The 19,070-nt window shown below is 30.8% G+C and carries 19 protein-coding genes; 17 read left to right on the top strand and 2 right to left on the bottom strand.

Annotated features, from left to right (window positions below; all coding sequences use genetic code 11):
- Window positions 1–8 precede the first annotated feature (8 nt).
- Together LQ668_RS00840 and LQ668_RS00835 are read left to right on the top strand one after the other, a co-directional pair.
- Window positions 9–464 carry a ComE operon protein 2 gene (locus LQ668_RS00840; protein WP_078356501.1) on the top strand — a complete coding sequence of 152 codons (456 nt, stop codon included), beginning with the start codon at window positions 9–11 and terminating at the stop codon, window positions 462–464.
- A gap of 147 nt (window positions 465–611) precedes the next feature.
- The gene (locus tag LQ668_RS00835; RefSeq protein ID WP_238418507.1) at window positions 612–2,792 is read left to right on the top strand and encodes a DNA internalization-related competence protein ComEC/Rec2; all 2,181 of its coding nucleotides are present in this window, start codon (window positions 612–614) and stop codon (window positions 2,790–2,792) included.
- 41 nt (window positions 2,793–2,833) lie between these two features.
- On the opposite strand, the gene LQ668_RS00830 is transcribed toward LQ668_RS00835, so the two are convergent.
- The gene (locus LQ668_RS00830) at window positions 2,834–2,971 is read right to left on the bottom strand and encodes a YqzM family protein (RefSeq protein WP_078356503.1); all 138 of its coding nucleotides are present in this window, start codon (window positions 2,969–2,971) and stop codon (window positions 2,834–2,836) included.
- Between the two features lie 91 nt (window positions 2,972–3,062).
- Here LQ668_RS00830 and holA point away from each other — a divergent pair, with 91 nt between their 5' ends.
- Window positions 3,063–4,037 (top strand): DNA polymerase III subunit delta, encoded by a 975-nt coding sequence (gene holA / locus LQ668_RS00825; RefSeq protein ID WP_078356504.1) that lies wholly within the window; start codon window positions 3,063–3,065, stop codon window positions 4,035–4,037.
- Between the two features lie 38 nt (window positions 4,038–4,075).
- Here holA and rpsT read toward each other — a convergent pair whose 3' ends face one another.
- Window positions 4,076–4,327, bottom strand: a complete 252-nt coding sequence (gene rpsT / locus LQ668_RS00820) for a 30S ribosomal protein S20 (RefSeq protein WP_078356505.1) — start codon at window positions 4,325–4,327, stop codon at window positions 4,076–4,078.
- A gap of 234 nt (window positions 4,328–4,561) precedes the next feature.
- Here rpsT and lepA point away from each other — a divergent pair, with 234 nt between their 5' ends.
- From lepA to LQ668_RS00750, 14 genes are all read left to right on the top strand, one after another.
- The gene (lepA, locus tag LQ668_RS00815) at window positions 4,562–6,385 is read left to right on the top strand and encodes a translation elongation factor 4 (protein ID WP_239732662.1); all 1,824 of its coding nucleotides are present in this window, start codon (window positions 4,562–4,564) and stop codon (window positions 6,383–6,385) included.
- A 54-nt stretch (window positions 6,386–6,439) separates the two neighbouring features.
- A complete protein-coding gene (gene hemW / locus LQ668_RS00810; protein ID WP_107509463.1) occupies window positions 6,440–7,558 on the top strand; it encodes a radical SAM family heme chaperone HemW in 1,119 nt (372 codons plus the stop codon).
- Between the two features lie 116 nt (window positions 7,559–7,674).
- Window positions 7,675–8,649, top strand: a complete 975-nt coding sequence (gene hrcA, locus LQ668_RS00805) for a heat-inducible transcriptional repressor HrcA (RefSeq protein WP_107509464.1) — start codon at window positions 7,675–7,677, stop codon at window positions 8,647–8,649.
- A 24-nt stretch (window positions 8,650–8,673) separates the two neighbouring features.
- Window positions 8,674–9,267, top strand: coding sequence for a nucleotide exchange factor GrpE (grpE, locus tag LQ668_RS00800; protein WP_119634336.1), 594 nt, complete (start codon window positions 8,674–8,676; stop codon window positions 9,265–9,267).
- A 44-nt stretch (window positions 9,268–9,311) separates the two neighbouring features.
- On the top strand, window positions 9,312–11,147 hold the full coding sequence (dnaK, locus tag LQ668_RS00795; protein WP_078356510.1) for a molecular chaperone DnaK: 1,836 nt from the start codon (window positions 9,312–9,314) through the stop codon (window positions 11,145–11,147).
- 94 nt (window positions 11,148–11,241) lie between these two features.
- Window positions 11,242–12,375, top strand: a complete 1,134-nt coding sequence (gene dnaJ / locus LQ668_RS00790) for a molecular chaperone DnaJ (RefSeq protein ID WP_078356511.1) — start codon at window positions 11,242–11,244, stop codon at window positions 12,373–12,375.
- 3 nt (window positions 12,376–12,378) lie between these two features.
- Window positions 12,379–13,311, top strand: a complete 933-nt coding sequence (gene prmA, locus LQ668_RS00785; protein ID WP_107509466.1) for a 50S ribosomal protein L11 methyltransferase — start codon at window positions 12,379–12,381, stop codon at window positions 13,309–13,311.
- A gap of 8 nt (window positions 13,312–13,319) precedes the next feature.
- On the top strand, window positions 13,320–14,069 hold the full coding sequence (locus LQ668_RS00780) for a 16S rRNA (uracil(1498)-N(3))-methyltransferase (protein ID WP_239732663.1): 750 nt from the start codon (window positions 13,320–13,322) through the stop codon (window positions 14,067–14,069).
- Between the two features lie 6 nt (window positions 14,070–14,075).
- Window positions 14,076–15,422: a tRNA (N(6)-L-threonylcarbamoyladenosine(37)-C(2))-methylthiotransferase MtaB gene (gene mtaB / locus LQ668_RS00775; RefSeq protein WP_203153312.1), complete on the top strand. Its 1,347-nt coding sequence runs from the start codon at window positions 14,076–14,078 to the stop codon at window positions 15,420–15,422.
- A gap of 126 nt (window positions 15,423–15,548) precedes the next feature.
- Window positions 15,549–15,725 carry a 30S ribosomal protein S21 gene (rpsU, locus tag LQ668_RS00770; RefSeq protein ID WP_016910862.1) on the top strand — a complete coding sequence of 59 codons (177 nt, stop codon included), beginning with the start codon at window positions 15,549–15,551 and terminating at the stop codon, window positions 15,723–15,725.
- 212 nt (window positions 15,726–15,937) lie between these two features.
- Entirely contained in the window at window positions 15,938–16,654 is a 717-nt protein-coding gene (locus LQ668_RS00765) for an NfeD family protein (protein WP_404932018.1), read from the top strand.
- Window positions 16,655–16,677: 23 nt separating this feature from the next.
- Complete coding sequence (gene floA, locus LQ668_RS00760) at window positions 16,678–17,673, top strand: flotillin-like protein FloA (protein WP_078356515.1); 996 nt, start codon at window positions 16,678–16,680, stop codon at window positions 17,671–17,673.
- A gap of 15 nt (window positions 17,674–17,688) precedes the next feature.
- Entirely contained in the window at window positions 17,689–18,390 is a 702-nt protein-coding gene (locus LQ668_RS00755) for a hypothetical protein (RefSeq protein WP_119634335.1), read from the top strand.
- A gap of 150 nt (window positions 18,391–18,540) precedes the next feature.
- Window positions 18,541–19,038, top strand: coding sequence for a PH domain-containing protein (locus tag LQ668_RS00750; RefSeq protein ID WP_078356517.1), 498 nt, complete (start codon window positions 18,541–18,543; stop codon window positions 19,036–19,038).
- Window positions 19,039–19,070: the final 32 nt, after the last annotated feature.

The raw sequence follows: 19,070 nt of genomic DNA, 5'->3' as shown, positions 1-19,070 counted from the left end.
GATATGGAATGGAAAGAATACAATGGAAAGAATATTTTATGGCTCAAAGTCATCTCTTATCATTAAGATCAACATGTGAAAGACTATCGGTTGGCGCTACAATCGTGAAAGATAATAGAGTAATTGCTGGTGGCTATAATGGATCAGTTTCTGGAGAAGAACATTGTATCGATAATGGTTGTTTAGTGGTAGATGGTCACTGTATTAGAACAATACATGCTGAAATGAATGCTATTATTCAATGTGCTAAACTCGGTGTTTCTACAGAAGGCGCAACAATATATGTTACACACTTTCCATGTTTAAATTGTACTAAGACAATAATTCAAGCAGGTATTAAACAAATTTATTATGCTGAAGATTATCATAATCATACATATGCAATTCAGTTATTAGAACAGTCAGGTGTACATTATGAAAAAATTGATTTTCATCCACAAGATATTATTAAATATTTGAATTAATGGTTGAATAAATATATGTGGTTTTATTTTGCACTTTATTTATTATGTGGCTATATTTTTCATCTAAATTTATATGTAGGATTATCCATACTCATTATCATTTCGTTAAGCTGTTTTATTAAGCTCCACTCGTTTAAAATAATGATAATGAGTTTATCGTTTATCTTCATGGGCTATTTAACATATCCAAAGTTATTATTACCTCAAATTGATTCTTTTAATATTCCTATTGATCATAAAAGTTACACTAACGTAATAGAATTTGGAGATAAAGTGCTTATAGATGGAGATTTATTTCAAGCTAATGGCGATATAAATGGTAAATCATATAAAGTGTTTTACAAATTGAAAAATGAACATGAAAAAAATAAGCTTTTAAACACAATGCCATTTATGAAGAATTGCATCATTACTTATAACAAAACAATCACGTTGCCTAACACTAACAATTTAAAGTTTAATTATAACGAATATTTGCTAGAGCATGAAATAGACGGAGTATTAAAACTGAAAAATTTTTCAGTAGGAAGTTGTAAAAAGCGTTATTTAAATGTTATTGAGAAGGGACAACTTTACAGAGAGAGGTTAATACAAAATCTTAAAAAACTAGACGTAAAAAATATAGATGATATTATCGCCTTAACTTTAGGTGAAACACGTTATTTATCATCTGAAAGAATAGAACAATTAAAAAATTTAGGAATTTATCATTTGTATGCTGTTAGTGGTTCTCATGTTGCATTAGTCAATGTATTTTTATTTCGATTTTTACTAAGAATTAATGTGAAATACAACCATGCGGAGTTGATTATTTTTATAGCATTGCCGTTATACGCCATTTTGACAGGTTTAAGTCCTAGCGTCTTAAGAGCTGTTGGTGTCGTTATGGTATATATGGTTATTAAAAGAATTACGAATATTGATTCATTGCAAATTTTATCTATTACATTCATTTTATATACCCTTTATAATCCTTATGTCATATTTGACATTGGCTTCCAATTATCTTATATTATTTCCACATTTATCCTATTATGTATTCCAATTATTAAAACATTTACAACCTTCTATAAAATATTCACCATAAATATAATATCGCAATTATCCCCATTTATTATTTTGATTCTCCACTTTAATACTTTTCAATGGCTCGGTTTTATAAGTAATTTTATTTTTATTCCACTTTTTGAGCTAATAATATTTCCTCTCGTAATGACATTTTTAATCATATTTATCATATTTAAAAAAGTACCATTTTTATTGAGTGATGTTATTGAAACCTTACTAAGTAAAACAATTGACTTAATTGAGAAAATAAATAATATACCAATCAATGATTTAGTTGTTAGAAATCTAGATGGATTTTTATATTTTTTAATATTTATAGTTGTAGTATCAATTTCAATTTTAGTGCTTAAAAAACATATCGTTAAATCAATAACTATATTTTCAATATTAATTTTAGCTATATCCATAAGACCGAATTATGATAGGGTGATTTTGAAGTTTTTAGATATAGGTCAAGGAGACGCAATGATTGCTTATCATCAAGATGTAGATAAAGTAGTTATGATTGATACAGGAGGCAAAGATAAGAGAAAGAAGAAAAAATGGCAAATTAGGAATAAAGAATTTACTTATACTGATTCAGTGCTGGTCCCGGAATTACATGAGAATGGCTATAATCGAATTGATTATTTAATCATTTCGCATCCTCATGCTGACCATATGGGTGAATTGAGCAATTTGATAAAGAAAGTTGAAATTAAAAATTTAGTTATCAATCAAAAGACGTGGGATAGTCCATATTTAAAGTTATTAATAAGTGAAGTTGCTAATACTAACACAAATATAATAGATAGTAGAAATATCAATAAATTAAAAATTGGTGAATCTATTTATCAATTATATAATAATGATAGTGAAAATCATGAAGATAAAAATGATACTTCTATTGTTACAGAAATAAAAGCATACAATAAAAAAATACTAGCAACAGGGGATGCAACAGAAAGAGTAGAACATATTATAATAAGTGATTTAAAACAAAACTATGATCTTTTAAAAGTAGGTCATCATGGTAGTTCAACTAGTACAAGTGGTGAATTTTTATATAAAGTAAACCCTAAATTATGTGTCATTAGTTCAGGTCGTAACAATAGATATGGATTGCCAAGCCAGAAAATAGTAAAAAAGCTTGAAGGAAATAAATGTAAAGTCTTTAATACACAAGATTATGGAGTGATAAACTTTGTAATCGAAGAAAATAGTATTAGAGTCAATAATGGATTAAATGAGTATAATAAAAAAGCGTACAAAAATCATTGAATTTTTGTACGCTTTATAAAAATGGTCTTATTATGTAAATCTTAATTTGGAAGTAAACTAAATACTTGAGCAATTATATAAATTGCAGCCAAGAATAAGAAACCAACTAAAAATCCCATTCCAGAGTCTTTAACGTCATTGTTACGCCCTTGAGTATTTTCACCTTCAAATCTGTTCATATGACTCCCTCCTATACTTACATTCATTATATGATAATAAACTTAAAAATGCTATACTTAATTAGAACTTTATAAGAGAGGGAGACTTATTTTGGAAGATAATATTGTGTTGAATTATGGTGCAGTAGATGCACTAATAGAGAAAAAATCTGACGAAATTATCAATCAATATTTAGATGGAGAACGCGATGAGTTCAACTATGTAAAATATGATTTATATGAGACATCCATTTCGAGCGCAATTGAAGAAGCATTAACTTTACCATTCCTCTCAGATAAGAAAGTAGTACATATTAAGAATGCATACCTTTTTACAGGAGAAAAAGTAACAAATAATATTAATCAAAATGTTGATCAATTGATTGGTTTTATTGAGCAATATGACGGGGAAACATTAGTTGTTTTTGATGTATTCAATGAAAAGTTAGATGAAAGGAAAAAGTTAGTCAAATCTGTTAAGAAAAATGCTAGATTAAATAAAATTGATCAAATGACAGAGCAAGAAATAAAACAGTGGATTAAGTCTTATTTAAATGAACAATACAAAGATATTAAAGAAGATGCATTAGTAGCGTTCTTAGAGCTTACAGGTATACAGTTTAATATAATAAAAGCTGAACTTGATAAATTAGTATTATTTATAGGCGATGAAGCGGTAATAAATAAACAAGATGTAAAAGATATTGTGAGTCGTTCGTTAGAGCAAAACGTATTTTTACTTACAGAATATATACAAAAAGGGCAGAAAGAGAAGTCTATAAACTTATTGAAAGATTTAATTAATATGAAAGAAGAGCCTATTAAACTATTAGCATTGATAACAAGTAATTATAGGTTATATTATCAATGTAAAATATTAGCTAGTAAGCATTATAGTGAACAACAAATAGCTAAAACAATAGGCGTTCATCCATATAGAGTTAAACTTGCACTTCGTATAGTGAGGAAATTATCTTTGGAAAGATTGTTAGCAACAATTGATGTATGTGCAGAAACAGACTATGATTTAAAATCTTCATATATGGATAAAGTGCTTATTTTAGAACTATTCATCTTAAAAATATAAAAATAAAAAAGCTACAGAAAATTCTGTAGCTTTAATAATTAGTTAGCTTTAGACATTAAGCTTGATTTAATTCTATCAGCTTTATTTGAATGGATTAAGTTCTTTTTAGAAGCTTTATCAATTTTTTTAACAGCTAATGAAACTAATTCACCTTTGTTATCAGCATTATTTTCGATAGCAGTTCTAGCAGCTTTTACAGCTGAACGCATATCATTTTTTTGTGATATGTTTGCAGCGTCTTTCTTTTCTGTTACAGAAACACGTTTAATTGCAGATTTAATGTTTGGCATGAGAGTCACCTCCTAAGTATGTTGTCCGTGATCAAAAATTATTTGATTGCAACAAAAAATATTTTATCAAATGTAGGACATAAGTGCAATCATTATTTGCACATTCCTTATAAAGCATACCACTTTATTGTTAGTTTGGTAATACGTTTGCATTTATTTCATAAAGACGGTATCATATCAAAGATGCGACTTACATTTAAGAGATGTAAAATTAACGAGAAAGTTGGAGTTCAAATGGACAGAACTAAACGCCTAGAGCGCCAAAATAAAATTAGAAACTTTTCAATTATTGCTCACATTGACCATGGTAAATCAACGTTAGCAGATAGAATATTGGAAAATACTAAAACTGTAGAGACAAGAGACATGAAAGCACAATTGCTTGATTCTATGGATCTTGAAAGAGAACGTGGTATTACGATTAAACTTAATGCTGTTCGATTGAACTATACAGCAAAAGATGGGGAAACATATATTTTACACTTAATAGACACACCAGGACATGTCGACTTTACATATGAAGTTTCACGTTCTTTGGCAGCGTGTGAAGGTGCGATATTAGTAGTAGATGCTGCTCAAGGGATAGAAGCTCAAACTTTAGCTAATGTTTATTTAGCGTTAGATAACGATTTGGAATTAATACCAGTGGTTAACAAAATTGATTTGCCTGCTGCTGAGCCTGAACGTGTGAAACAAGAAATTGAAGACGTAATTGGTTTAGATGCAAGTGATGCCGTTTTAGCTAGTGCTAAAGCCAATATTGGAATTGAAGATATTTTAGAAAAAGTAGTAGAAATGATTCCGCCTCCTGAAGGTGATCCTGAGAATCCATTACAAGCCTTAATATTTGATTCTTCATTTGATGCATACAGAGGCGTAATTTCTTCAATTAGAGTAGTTGAAGGTTCTGTTAAAGCAGGAGATAAAATTCAAATGATGTCTACTGGGAAGACATTTGAAGTTACAGAAGTAGGTATTAATACACCTAAACAACTTCCAGTTCAAAATTTATCAGTTGGTGATGTAGGTTATATTGTTGCATCTATTAAAAATGTTGGAGATTCAAACGTTGGTGATACTATAACATTAGCGAATAGACCTGCTGAAAAACCACTACAAGGATATAAAAAAATGAATCCAATGGTATTCTGTGGATTATATCCGATTGATAATAGTAAATATAATGATTTAAGAGAAGCGTTAGAGAGATTACAACTTAATGATGCTTCATTAGAATTTGAAGCTGAGACTTCGCAAGCACTAGGATTTGGTTTTAGAACTGGATTTTTAGGATTATTGCATATGGAAATCATTCAAGAGAGAATTGAGAGAGAGTTTAATATTGAATTGATTGCTACTGCTCCTTCAGTTGTATATGAATGTGAACTAACAGATGGAGAAAAAGTTCAAATAGATAATCCGTCACAATTTCCAGACCCACAAAAAATAAATACAATTTATGAACCATATGTTAAAGCAACAATGATGGTTCCTAATGATTATGTCGGTGCTGTTATGGAACTGTGTCAGAAAAAACGTGGTAACTTTAAAACAATGGATTATTTAGATGATATTAGAGTGAATATTATTTATGAAATTCCATTATCAGAAGTTGTGTTTGATTTCTTCGATCAGCTAAAATCTAATACAAAAGGTTATGCTTCGTTTGATTACGAACTAATTGGATATCAAGAAAGTACATTAGTTAAGATGGATATACTTTTAAATAGTGAAAAAGTGGATGCATTAAGTTTTATCGTTCATAAAGATTTTGCATATGATAGAGGAAAAGTAATAGTTGAAAAATTAAAAAAATTAATCCCAAGACAACAATTTGAAGTGCCAGTTCAAGCAGCAATTGGTAATAAAATAGTCGCACGTACAAATATTAAATCGATGGGTAAAAATGTATTAGCAAAATGTTATGGTGGAGATATTAGCCGTAAACGTAAATTACTTGAAAAACAAAAAGCAGGTAAAGCTAAAATGAAATCAGTAGGTAATGTTGAAATACCTCAAGATGCATTCTTAGCTGTACTTAAAATGGATGAAGACTAATTTTGAAACAGCTGCATAATATGTAGCTGTTTCTATTTTTAAAGGAGAGTTTATATGGCTAAAAGTGTATATATTCATATACCTTTCTGTGTGAGAATTTGTACTTATTGTGATTTTAATAAGTTTTATATAGCCAATCAACCAGTTGATGAATATTTAGATTGCTTGATTAAAGAAATGGCAACTAGGGAAGATAAAATAGTTGAAACAATGTTCGTAGGTGGTGGTACACCTACAGCTTTATCAGAACTACAATTAGAAAAATTGCTTCAAGCGATTAATGACTTGTTCGTAATTACAAAAGAATATACTTTTGAAGCTAATCCAGATGAATTGACTGAAGCTAAAATAAAATTATTAAAACAATATGGCGTAAATAGATTGTCGTTAGGTGTTCAAACATTTGACGATGAATTGCTTAAAGTGTTAGGAAGAACACATCATAGTGGAGATATTGAAAAAGCAGTCAACTTATCTAGAAAGCATCAAATTGATTCTGTTAGTCTTGACTTAATGTTTCATTTGCCAGGACAAACATTAAAACAATTTGATGACTCACTAAACAAAGCATTAGCGCTAGATGTTGATCATATCTCAAGCTATGCACTTATACTTGAACCAAAAACTCAATTTTATAATTTATATAGAAAAGGTAAATTAAAATTACCAAATGAAGATTTAGGGGAAGAGATGTATCAGCATTTAAAGGAAAAAATGAAAAATTCAAATTTAAATCAATATGAAATCTCAAACTTTTCAAAGTCTGGACATGAATCCCTACATAATATGGTTTATTGGAAAAACGAAGAATATTACGGATTTGGTGCAGGTGCGCATGGCTATATAAAAGGGGTTCGATATGGAAACATTAACCCCGTTAATCAATACATTAAAAAGATTAATCATAATGAAATGCCTAAATTACAAAGTAGCGATGTATCTATTAAAGAACAAATGGAAGAGGAAATGTTTCTTGGTCTTAGAATGACTGAAGGTGTTTCCAAGTCTAAATTTAAAAATAAATTCAAAAGATCAATAGAAGATGTGTTCGGTGATCATGTTAATGAATTAACTTCAAGAGAATTATTAATAGATGAAAATGATTATTTACGTTTGAGTAATAGGGGTCAAAACATTGGTAATGAAGTGTTTGAGAGATTTTTGTTAAGTTAATTATTATTTTGAAAAAAGTTTTGAAAAATCGAATGCTTTAACGTTGACTTTCTTTGACCAATTTGATAAATTGTAATTAGCACTTGATAAGAGAGAGTGCTAATCGAGGTGATGACATGATTACTGAGAGACAATTACAAATATTAAATGTGATTGTTGAGGATTATGTTGAGTTAGGACAACCAATAGGTTCTAAGTCGATTATCGAAAGGCATCAATTGCCTATAAGTCCAGCAACAGTTAGAAATGAAATGAAGCAACTTGAAGATTTAGATTTGTTAGAAAAGACACATACATCATCTGGGCGTATTCCTTCTGAAAGTGGAATTAGACATTATGTAGATCAATTACTAAAGTCTAAGTCACAAAGTAAGAAAAGCGCAAATTGGTTTAATCAATTCCATGATGAAAACCAATACGATGTAAATGCTATGCTCAAATGGTTAGCTTTAGAAATATCAAATCGTTCACATTATACGACTGTTGTACTTGGACCAAATAAATTTTCAAGATATATATTTGAAATTCATTTTGTTAGAGTCAACCCTACTCATCTAATGAGTGTCATTGTATTTACTGATGGATATGTTGAGAAAATTCATGTTCAAGTATTAGAATCTTTGAATCAGCAACAAATAGAGAAACTAATGAACTTTTTAAATCAACATTTTAAGCAAAATACTTTATCTACAATGATAAACACGTTAGAATCATTAACGTTGTCATTCATAGATCACAACTTTATCAAGAAGTTTAAACATGCATTATTAACTCAAATTAATAATCAAAGTGAAGAAATGTTTCTAGGTGGAAAGATGCACCTGATTGAGGCAATGGATGTTACGAATATAACGATGATTCAATCTATATTAAAATATCTTGAATCAGAACGCATTGCTCAATTTTTAAATGAAACGACTAATGATTCAATAAGTGTCAATATTGGACAAGAAATTAATAAAGACTTACATGGTATATCGATTGTAAGTACAAATTATGAAATTTCTGGAGATATAAGCGGTCATTTAGCCGTTATCGGTCCAACTGCTATGCATTATAACAAAGTGATTCAATTACTGAATCATTTTTAAATAAGAAAATATGGAGGGCATGAAATGACGGAAGAAAAGCAAAATGAACAATTCGACGAAACAAATGATCAAGCTCAATCTGTCGCTACTGAAGAAGCAGAAGCAAATACTTATGATTCAGTAGAAGATGTAGAAGAGGTTGAAGAAGAAAAGTTAGTCGAAATTCCGGAAGCTGAACTCGAACAATTAAAACAAAAAGCTGATGAAGAAGAAGAAAAATACTTACGTTTATATGCGGAATTTGAAAATTATAAACGTAGAATGAAACAAGAATCTAGTATCATGAAAGACTATCAAGCACAAAGAGTGCTTACTGATGTATTACCTGCTTTAGATAACATGGATCGCGCTTTACAACAAGAAGGCGAATCTGAAGACTTTTTAACATTCAAAAAGGGTGTTGATATGGTTTATAACGATTTACTAAGATCATTGAAAGATAATGGATTAGAAGAAATAGAATCGTATAATAAACAATTCGATCCAAATATACATCAAGCAGTAATGCAAGATAGTAATCCTGATTTCGAATCAGGTGTCGTAACTGAAGAACTACAAAGAGGTTATAAATTAAAAGACCGCGTTCTACGACCAGCAATGGTTAAAGTGAACGAATAAATAATTTAATTCAAACGTAACTATAAATTGGAGGAATAATTATTATGAGTAAAGTAATAGGTATAGACTTAGGTACAACAAATTCAGTAGTATCAGTATTAGAAGGTGGAGAACCTAAAGTAATTCAAAACCCAGAAGGTAACAGAACAACACCATCAGTAGTAGCATTTAAAGATGGAGAAACACAAGTTGGTGAAGTTGCTAAACGTCAAGCAGTAACAAACCCTAACACGATTCAATCAGTTAAACGTCATATGGGTACTGATTATAAAGAAAAAGTAGAAGATAAAGAGTATACACCACAAGAAATTTCAGCAATGATTTTACAAAACTTAAAATCAACTGCAGAAAGCTATTTAGGAGAAAGTGTTTCTAAAGCAGTAATCACTGTTCCTGCATATTTCAATGACTCTGAACGTCAAGCTACTAAAGATGCTGGTAAAATTGCTGGTTTAGAAGTAGAACGTATCATTAACGAACCTACTGCAGCTGCATTAGCATACGGTTTAGATAAAACTGAAACTGATCAAAAAGTATTAGTATTTGACCTTGGTGGCGGTACTTTCGACGTATCTATCCTTGAATTAGGTGACGGTGTATTTGAAGTATTAGCTACAGCGGGTGACAATAAACTAGGTGGGGACGACTTTGATGATGTTATCATTAAACACTTAGTTGAAGAATTTAAAAAAGAAAATGGTATAGATTTATCACAAGATAAAATGGCAGTACAACGTCTTAAAGACGCAGCTGAAAAAGCTAAAAAAGATTTATCAGGTGTATCTTCAACACAAATTTCATTACCATTCATTTCAGGTGGAGCAAATGGACCATTACACTTAGAAACTACTTTATCAAGAGCTAAATTTGAATCATTAACAAGTGAATTAGTTGAAAGAACTATGGGTCCAACTAAACAAGCTATGAAAGATGCTGGTTTATCTAATTCTGAAATTGACGAAGTAATTTTAGTTGGTGGATCAACTCGTATCCCAGCTGTACAAGAAGCGATCAAAAAAGAAATTGGTAAAGAACCAAACAAAGGTGTTAACCCTGATGAAGTTGTAGCAATGGGTGCAGCTATTCAAGGTGGCGTTATCACTGGTGATGTTAAAGATGTAGTATTACTTGATGTTACACCATTGTCTTTAGGTATTGAAACTATGGGTGGCGTATCTACAGTATTAATTGAAAGAAATACAACAATTCCAACATCTAAATCACAAGTGTTCTCTACAGCAGCTGATAATCAACCAGCAGTAGATATTCACGTGTTACAAGGTGAACGTCAATTAGCAGCAGATAACAAAACACTTGGTAGATTCCAATTAACTGATATTCCACCAGCACCACGTGGCGTACCTCAAATTGAAGTATCATTTGATATCGATAAAAATGGTATCGTAAATGTTACAGCTAAAGATTTAGGAACAAACAAAGAACAAAAAATTACAATCGAATCAAGTTCATCATTATCTGATGAAGAAATCGATCGTATGGTACAAGATGCAGAAAAAAATGCTGAAGAAGACAAAAAACGTCGTGAAGAAATAGATGTAAGAAACGAAGCAGACCAAATGGTATTTACTGTTGAAAAAACATTAACTGACCTTGGTGATAATGTTGATGAAAGCGAAAAAGCTAAAGCTGAAGATGCTAAAGAAGAATTGAAAAAAGCATTAGAAGGCACTGATATAGAAGACATCAGAACTAAAAAAGATGCGCTTCAAGAAATCGTTCAACAATTATCAGTAAAAATGTATGAACAAGCTGCTCAAGCACAACAAGGTGCTGAATCAGCTGAAGGCCAATCTACTTCAAACGATGACGACGTAGTTGATGCTGATTATACAGAAGTTAACGAAGACGATAAAAAATAATACTCATTATTAAAAAGTCAAAGTCAATGTGATTGGCTTTGACTTTTTTAATGCATATCCGTATTATAAATCAGTGTGTAAAGGAGAGATTATATTGGCAAAAAGAGATTATTATGAAGTGCTAGGTGTATCTAAAGATGCTTCTAAAGACGAAATAAAAAAAGCTTATAGAAAATTATCAAAAAAGTTCCATCCTGACATTAATCAGGAAGAAGGTGCTGACGCTAAATTCAAGGAAATATCTGAGGCTTATGAAATATTAAGTGATGAAAATAAGCGTGCTCAATATGACCGTTTTGGACATAATGGACCGCAACAAGGTTTCGGTGGTTCACAAGGATTTGGTGGACAAGACTTCTCTGGATTCGGTGGATTTGAAGATATATTTGGTTCATTCTTTGGTGGCGGTGGCGCTAGAAGAGATCCTAACGCTCCAAGACAAGGTGATGATTTACAATACAGTATGACTCTAACATTTGAAGAAGCTGTATTCGGTACTGAAAAAGATATTACAGTTCGCAAAGACGTTGAATGTGATACTTGTCATGGTAAAGGCGCTAAACCAGGAACTAAGAAAAAAACATGTACTTATTGTAATGGTCAAGGACATGTAACAGTAGAACAAAATACTATTCTTGGAAGAATGCAAACTCAAAAAGTTTGTCCTGAATGTGAAGGTTCTGGAGAAATATTCGAAGAAAAATGTTCAGATTGTCATGGTAAAGGTACACAAAACAAAAAAGTTACAATTAAAGTTAAAGTACCTGAAGGCGTTGATAATGACCAACAAATACGTCTTGCAGGCAAAGGTGGTCCAGGTGTTAATGGTGGTCCAGCTGGTGATTTATATGTAGTATTTAGAGTTAAACCTCATAATAAATTCAGACGTGAAGGCGATGATATATTCTATGATCTAAACCTTTCATTCCCACAAGCAGCACTTGGTGATGAAATAACGGTCCCTACACTAACTGGTAATGTATCTCTATCTGTTCCTGCAGGTACTCAAACAGGTAAACAGTTTAGACTACGAGAAAAAGGTGTACAAAATGTTCATGGTTATGGAAAAGGTGATTATTTTGTAACTGTTAAAGTTGTAACTCCAGATAAAATGACAGAAAGACAAGAAGAACTTCTTCGTGAGTTTGCTGAAATTGGTGGAGAAGATTTAACAGAACAACCATCTAGTTTAAAAGATAGAGCCAAAAAGTTTTTTAAAGGAGAATAGCCTGTGAATTGGATTGAGTATTCTATAATGATTAATAAAGAAGCAGAACCAGTTGTTACTGCTCTTTTAAATGAATTAGGAGCAAATGGAGTAGTAATTGAAGATTCAGCTGAATTAGAAAAAGACCATGCAGATGTATATGGTGAAATATATGAGTTGAATCCTGACGACTATCCTGATAACGATATTAGGATAAAATGTTACTTTAATGAATTAGTCTTTACAGATGATTTAGAAAAAGAAATTAAAGTTTCAATTGCTGATGTCGAAGGAATAAATTCAGAAATTCTTTCTTTTTCTAAAACAATAATTAAAGAATCTGATTGGGAAAATGAGTGGAAAAATTATTTCCATCCATTTAAAGCTTCTGAGAGATTTGCTATAGTACCAAGTTGGGAAGAAGAAGAATATGATAACCAAGATGATGATTTATGTATAAAACTTGATCCCGGAATGGCATTTGGAACTGGTGACCATCCAACAACAAGCATGTGTCTGAAGCATATAGAAGAAGTTGTGAACCCAAACCATAAAGTTATTGATGTTGGTACTGGTTCAGGTATTTTAAGTATTGCTTGTCATTTGCTTGGTGTCAAATCAATAAAAGCTGTAGATTTAGATGATTTAGCTATTAAAGTTGCTAAGGAAAACTTCGAGAAAAATAATTGTGAGCAAGATATATTAGCTGATACAGGTAATTTATTGACTGAAGAAACTGAACAGTATGATGTGATTATTGCAAATATTTTGGCACATATCATTGATTTAATGATTGAGGATAGTTATACAAGGCTAAACGATAATGGTTACTTTATTACTTCTGGAATTATAGAAGAAAAATCTGATGAAATTATTGAAAAACTAAAAGAAACTGGTTATACTATCGAAAAAGTATTACGAGAAGATGGATGGGTTTCAATAAGAGCTAGAAAGTAGGAGAAATGATGCAAAGATATTTCTTACTCGAAAACGCTGAGTTAAATCAGCGTTTTTTTATACATAATACTGGTGATATACATCATATTAAAAATGTGATGCGTATGAATGTGGAACAAAAAATTATTTTAACTTTTAAAGATAAAAAATCTCTAATTTCTGAAATAACTGCTTATCATGATGATTGTATTGAAGTACTTACACTTGAAGATACAACAAGACAAACTGAACTTCCTGTTGAAGTCACAATTGCTAGTGGACTCATTAAAGGTGACAAATACGAATGGATGATTCAAAAAGCAACAGAGATGGGTGCTCATCATTTTATTGCGGTTCAATCAGAAAGATCAATTGTTAAATTAGAAGAAAAGAAACTTCATAAGAAACTCGAAAGATGGCAAAAAATTGTAAAAGAAGCAAGCGAGCAAAGTATGAGGCTTACAATTCCAGATATTAAGTATAAGTCGAATTTTAAAGGTATTTATGATAATATGAATGAATATGATTATATATTAATAGCTTATGAAGAAGAGGCTAAACGTGGGGAAACAAGTAAATTACATCAAATTGGTTCTAATCTTAAACATGGACAGAAAATTTTAATTATTTTTGGTCCAGAAGGCGGCTTAACAGAAAGTGAAGTCCATCTTTTTAAAGATGCAGTAAAGATGAGTTTAGGACCTAGAATTTTAAGGGCTGAAACTGCTCCATTGTATGCTTTAGCTGCTTTAAGCTATCAATTAGAATTAATGAGGTGAATATATTTGGCTACAGTAGCGTTCCATACTTTAGGTTGTAAAGTTAATCACTATGAGACTGAAGCGATTTGGCAATTATTTAAGGAAAATGATTACGAAAGAGTAGAATTTGAAACAAATGCTGACGTGTTTATTATAAACACATGCACTGTTACAAACACTGGGGATAAAAAAAGTAGACAAGTAATCAGACGAGCTATTCGTAAAAATCCAGATGCAGTTGTTTGTGTAACGGGTTGTTACGCTCAGACTTCTCCAGCAGAAATCATGGCAATACCTGGTGTTGATATAGTTGTAGGTACTCAAGATAGACATAAATTACTTTCTTATATTGAAGAATATAAGCAAAGTAGACAACCAATTAATGGTGTAGGTAATATTATGAAGAACAGAAAATATGAAGAATTAGAAGTACCATATTTTACTGACAGAACTCGCGCATCATTAAAAATCCAAGAAGGATGTAATAACTTCTGTACATTTTGCATCATTCCGTGGGCAAGAGGCTTAATGAGATCAAGAGATCCTGAACAAGTTGTGAGTCAAGCAACAACTTTAGTTAATTCAGGATATAAAGAAATCGTTTTAACTGGTATTCATACAGGTGGCTATGGTGAAGATTTAAAAGACTATAACTTAGCACAACTTCTTAGAGATTTGGAACAAGTTGAGAATCTTGAAAGAATTAGAATTTCTTCAATTGAAGCAAGTCAACTTACTGATGAGGTGATTGATGTAATTGATAAGTCTACTAAAGTAGTAAGACATTTACACATTCCATTACAATCAGGATCAGATACTGTGTTAAAACGTATGAGAAGAAAGTATACGATGGCACACTTCTCTGAAAGGTTGCAGAAACTTCATAAAGCATTACCTGGTTTAGCTGTAACAAGTGATGTTATTGTTGGTTTCCCTGGTGAAACTGAAGAAGAATTTCAAGAAACATATGATTTTATCGTGAAACACCAATTTTCAGAATTACATGTATTCCCTTATTCTATGAGAACAGGTACACCAGCTGCACGAATGACAGATCAAGTTGATGAAGATGTTAAGAATGATCGTGTGCATCGCCTAATTGAGTTATCTAACCAATTAGCAAAAGACTATGCATCTAAATTTGATCAAACTGTTTTAGAAGTTATTCCCGAAGAGAGTGGTTCATCTGAAGGGAAATTAATTGGTTATGCTGATAATTACATGAAGATTGAATTTGATGGCGATGAAACATTAATTGGTGAAATAGTGAAAGTTAAAGTAATGACACCAGGTTATCCTATAAATGAAGGAAAACTTGTAAAATTAGTCAATCATGCAACTAATAAAGATGAAAGATTAGTTAAATTTTAATATTCATAACAAATGATTATTGACTTAAAAAATGAGTTATTTTATAATGTTAAAGTACATAGTAATTTATTTACTATGTAAATGACATATAAAGCTTTGTTGATATTTGGAGGGAGGGAAATACAGATGTCTAAAACAGTAGTTCGTAAAAACGAATCAATCGAAGATGCATTACGTCGCTTTAAACGTACAGTTTCAAAAAGCGGTACGATTCAAGAAGTGCGTAAACGTGAGTTCTATGAAAAACCAAGCGTTAAGCGTAAGAAGAAATCAGAAGCAGCTCGTAAACGTAAAGTTAAATAATTAATAGTTTATTGAACTCCCTCAATGAATATTAATTAATTATAATGAACAAATTTAACGTTTAAAATGTATGAAGAACACATAAACATCTTGTTTATGTGTTCTTTTGCTTATATTAAAAATATTTAAGTACATATATATATAAAATAATACGTGTATACGTTTTAGTTCGTAGTTGTTTTATTGTATAATATTAATGAGGGGTGAGATTATTGACATCAGCGTATGAATACATATTTGCTTTTATTCAACATAATTTGAATTTAGGTATTGTTTCAAGTCATAGTATTTCAACTATTGGCGACTTTATAACTTCGCCTCTAGTGACGTTAATTTTGACTTGTATTATTTTTCTTGGCGCTCTTTATCAATTATATTCTGAACATATTAATTTTGCTGGAATTTTAAGTTTCATTTGTACACTTATATTCTTTATAGGTTACGTTATAATTGATGAAATAAGTTTGATTTCTGTTTTACTTTTTAGTATTGGAGCGTTATTAGTAATAATTGAATTATTTGTTATTGGCGCAATTTTGGGTATCCTAGGCTTTGTAGCTATTATAGGTAGTTTTATATTAGTTGGAGAGAACATATTAGTTATGGGTATGATTATTGCTGTAGCATTAATTTTAACGACGATAGAGTGGGTGATATTAGTGAAAGGATTTAATCGTAAAATACCATTCTTTGATAAAGTCATTCTTAGAGATTCTACAAATAAAGAATCTGGCTATACATCTCACGAAGATAGAAGTCATTTGATTGGCAAAATATGTACAACATACACTGCATTAAGGCCCTCAGGCATTATCCTTGTTGATGATGAAAGAATAGATGCTGTTTCAGATGGTACATTTATTCAGAATGATAAACAAGTAAAGATTGTACAGGTTGAAGGTACAAGAGTTGTTGTAAGAGAAATTTAAGATAGTGAAGGAGAGAATTGCATATGTTATCAGGTTTAATTGCCTTTATAATTATTGCTGTCATTTTAATCGTACTGCTTATGATTTTATTCTCATTTGTTCCAGTAGGATTATGGATTTCAGCTGTAGCAGCAGGTGTCAAAGTTGGAATTGGTACTTTAGTCGGTATGCGTTTAAGACGTGTATCACCAAGACGTGTTATCAATCCATTAATTAAAGCACACAAAGCAGGTTTAGCATTAACAACAAATCAACTAGAGTCTCACTTTTTAGCTGGAGGTAATGTTGATAGAGTCGTAGATGCGATTATTGCGGCACAAAGAGCAGAAATTAATTTAGCATTTGAAAGAGGTGCAGCAATAGATTTAGCTGGCCGTGACGTTTTAGAAGCAGTTCAAATGTCAGTAAACCCTAAAGTTATTGAAACACCATTTATTTCAGGTGTTGCAATGAACGGTATTGAAGTGAAAGCGAAAGCCAGAATTACAGTTAGAGCTAACATTGAACGTTTAGTTGGTGGTGCTGGTGAAGATACAATCATCGCTCGTGTTGGTGAAGGTATTGTTTCTACAATTGGTTCAAGTCAACACCATACAAAAGTTCTAGAAAATCCAGATAGTATTTCTCAAACTGTATTAAGTAAAGGTCTTGATTCAGGTACAGCATTTGAAATCTTATCTATCGATATAGCTGATGTAGATATCGGTAAAAATATTGGTGCAGATCTTCAAACTGAACAAGCACTTGCAGATAAAAACATTGCACAAGCTAAAGCCGAAGAACGTCGTGCTATGGCTGTAGCAACTGAACAAGAAATGAAAGCAAGAGTACAAGAAATGCGTTCTAAAGTTGTTGAATCAGAAGCAGAAGTACCACTTGCAATGGCAGAAGCACTTAAATCAGGTAATTTAGGTGTTAAAGATTACTACAATTTAAAAAATGTAGAAGCTGATACTGGCATGAGAGAAGCAATTAACAAGAGTACAAAGCCACAAGATTCTAATTCACCGAACCAATAAGAGAGGTGATTTGAAATGGAAATAGGCATTATCGTCTTTGTTATTTGGGTGATTTTTAGTGTAGTTAGTGGAATTATTGAAGGTAGCTCTAAAAAGAAAAAGAATAAACAACCCCAAAATAATCAAAGACCAAATCCAGTAAATAAACAAGCAACAGAAAAAACAGATAAAGCTCAGCAACAATTACAAGATTTAGTTAATAAATATGAATCTTATAAACAAAAAGCTGAAACGAGTTCTACTGATCGTATGTCAGGTCACTATAAAAATTTAGCTGACCAACTTGCAACTCATCTTAAACAATATAATATTGACGTTGAACAACCTAAAGTAAGTGAAAGACCTAAAGAAAATACTGCTCAACACACATCTAATGAACATGAAAATGCGTATATAAATGAGAAAAAAGAGCAAATTCATAAAAATAGACCTAAAAAACAAGAGCAAGTAATAAAACAACTATTACAATTTAGTGAAGATGAAAAAAATTCTTTATCAAACTTACAAAGAGAAAACATTTCTCAAATTGAAGTTGAGGCAGAACAAATTATTAAGAATACTCAACTTTCTGAGAGAACAAGACGTTCAATGGTTAAACAACTTTATTTGAACAGTAAACATAAATTTAATGATGAAGCTATAAACGTTGATGAGAACCAAGTGGTTAACGGTATAATTTGGTCAGAAATACTTAAAAGACCAAATGAGTTGAAATAAGCTTAATATAATCATATATTCAATTCAGTCATCTACTGCTAATATATTGATACAGGCTGAGACAAATTAATTGTCTCAGCCTGTTTTTTTATTCACAAAAATACCATTTAGTCTTACAATATAAGTAGGAATCAAGAAGGTGTGATAAAAATGGTATTTAAGAAAAAGCTTAGTTTTTTATCTATATTGATTTCATTTATAGTGTTTTTAATTGCTTTAATACCTCTTTTTATTAGTAACAAATACTTAATAATGATAACTTTCGTCTTGGTATTTCTTATTATTTTAAACATTCTTTTTGAAAGGTACACAATAAAAGAACATTTTTTAACGATTAGAAGAGGTCTTTTTAAAAACACATATAACATCTTTGAAATTGAGCAAATTAACATGACTAAATCTATAGAAGGTAATAGCATGTTAGAAATCGTATCAAGTGGTGAATTAGTTGAAAAGGTTAGTCCGCTTGAAGAAAGAGAATTTATCATTGCGCTTATGCGTATCAATCCTAAAATTAAATTAAATAACAGTAATAGATTACGTGAATTTGAAAAAGTAAGTCATTTGATAACTTCACAAGAAAAATTAAATAATATGCAAAATAAAGTGCATAAGATTGCACGTTATAGTAAGGTTTGGTACATTTAAAGTGTTAACAATTCAACTTATAAAGGAGATAT

It is taken from the genome of Mammaliicoccus sp. K-M42 (genome assembly GCF_022386375.1).
GTDB classification, from domain to species: Bacteria; Bacillota; Bacilli; order Staphylococcales; family Staphylococcaceae; genus Mammaliicoccus; species Mammaliicoccus fleurettii.
This window is presented reverse-complemented; position numbering and strand designations above follow the sequence as displayed.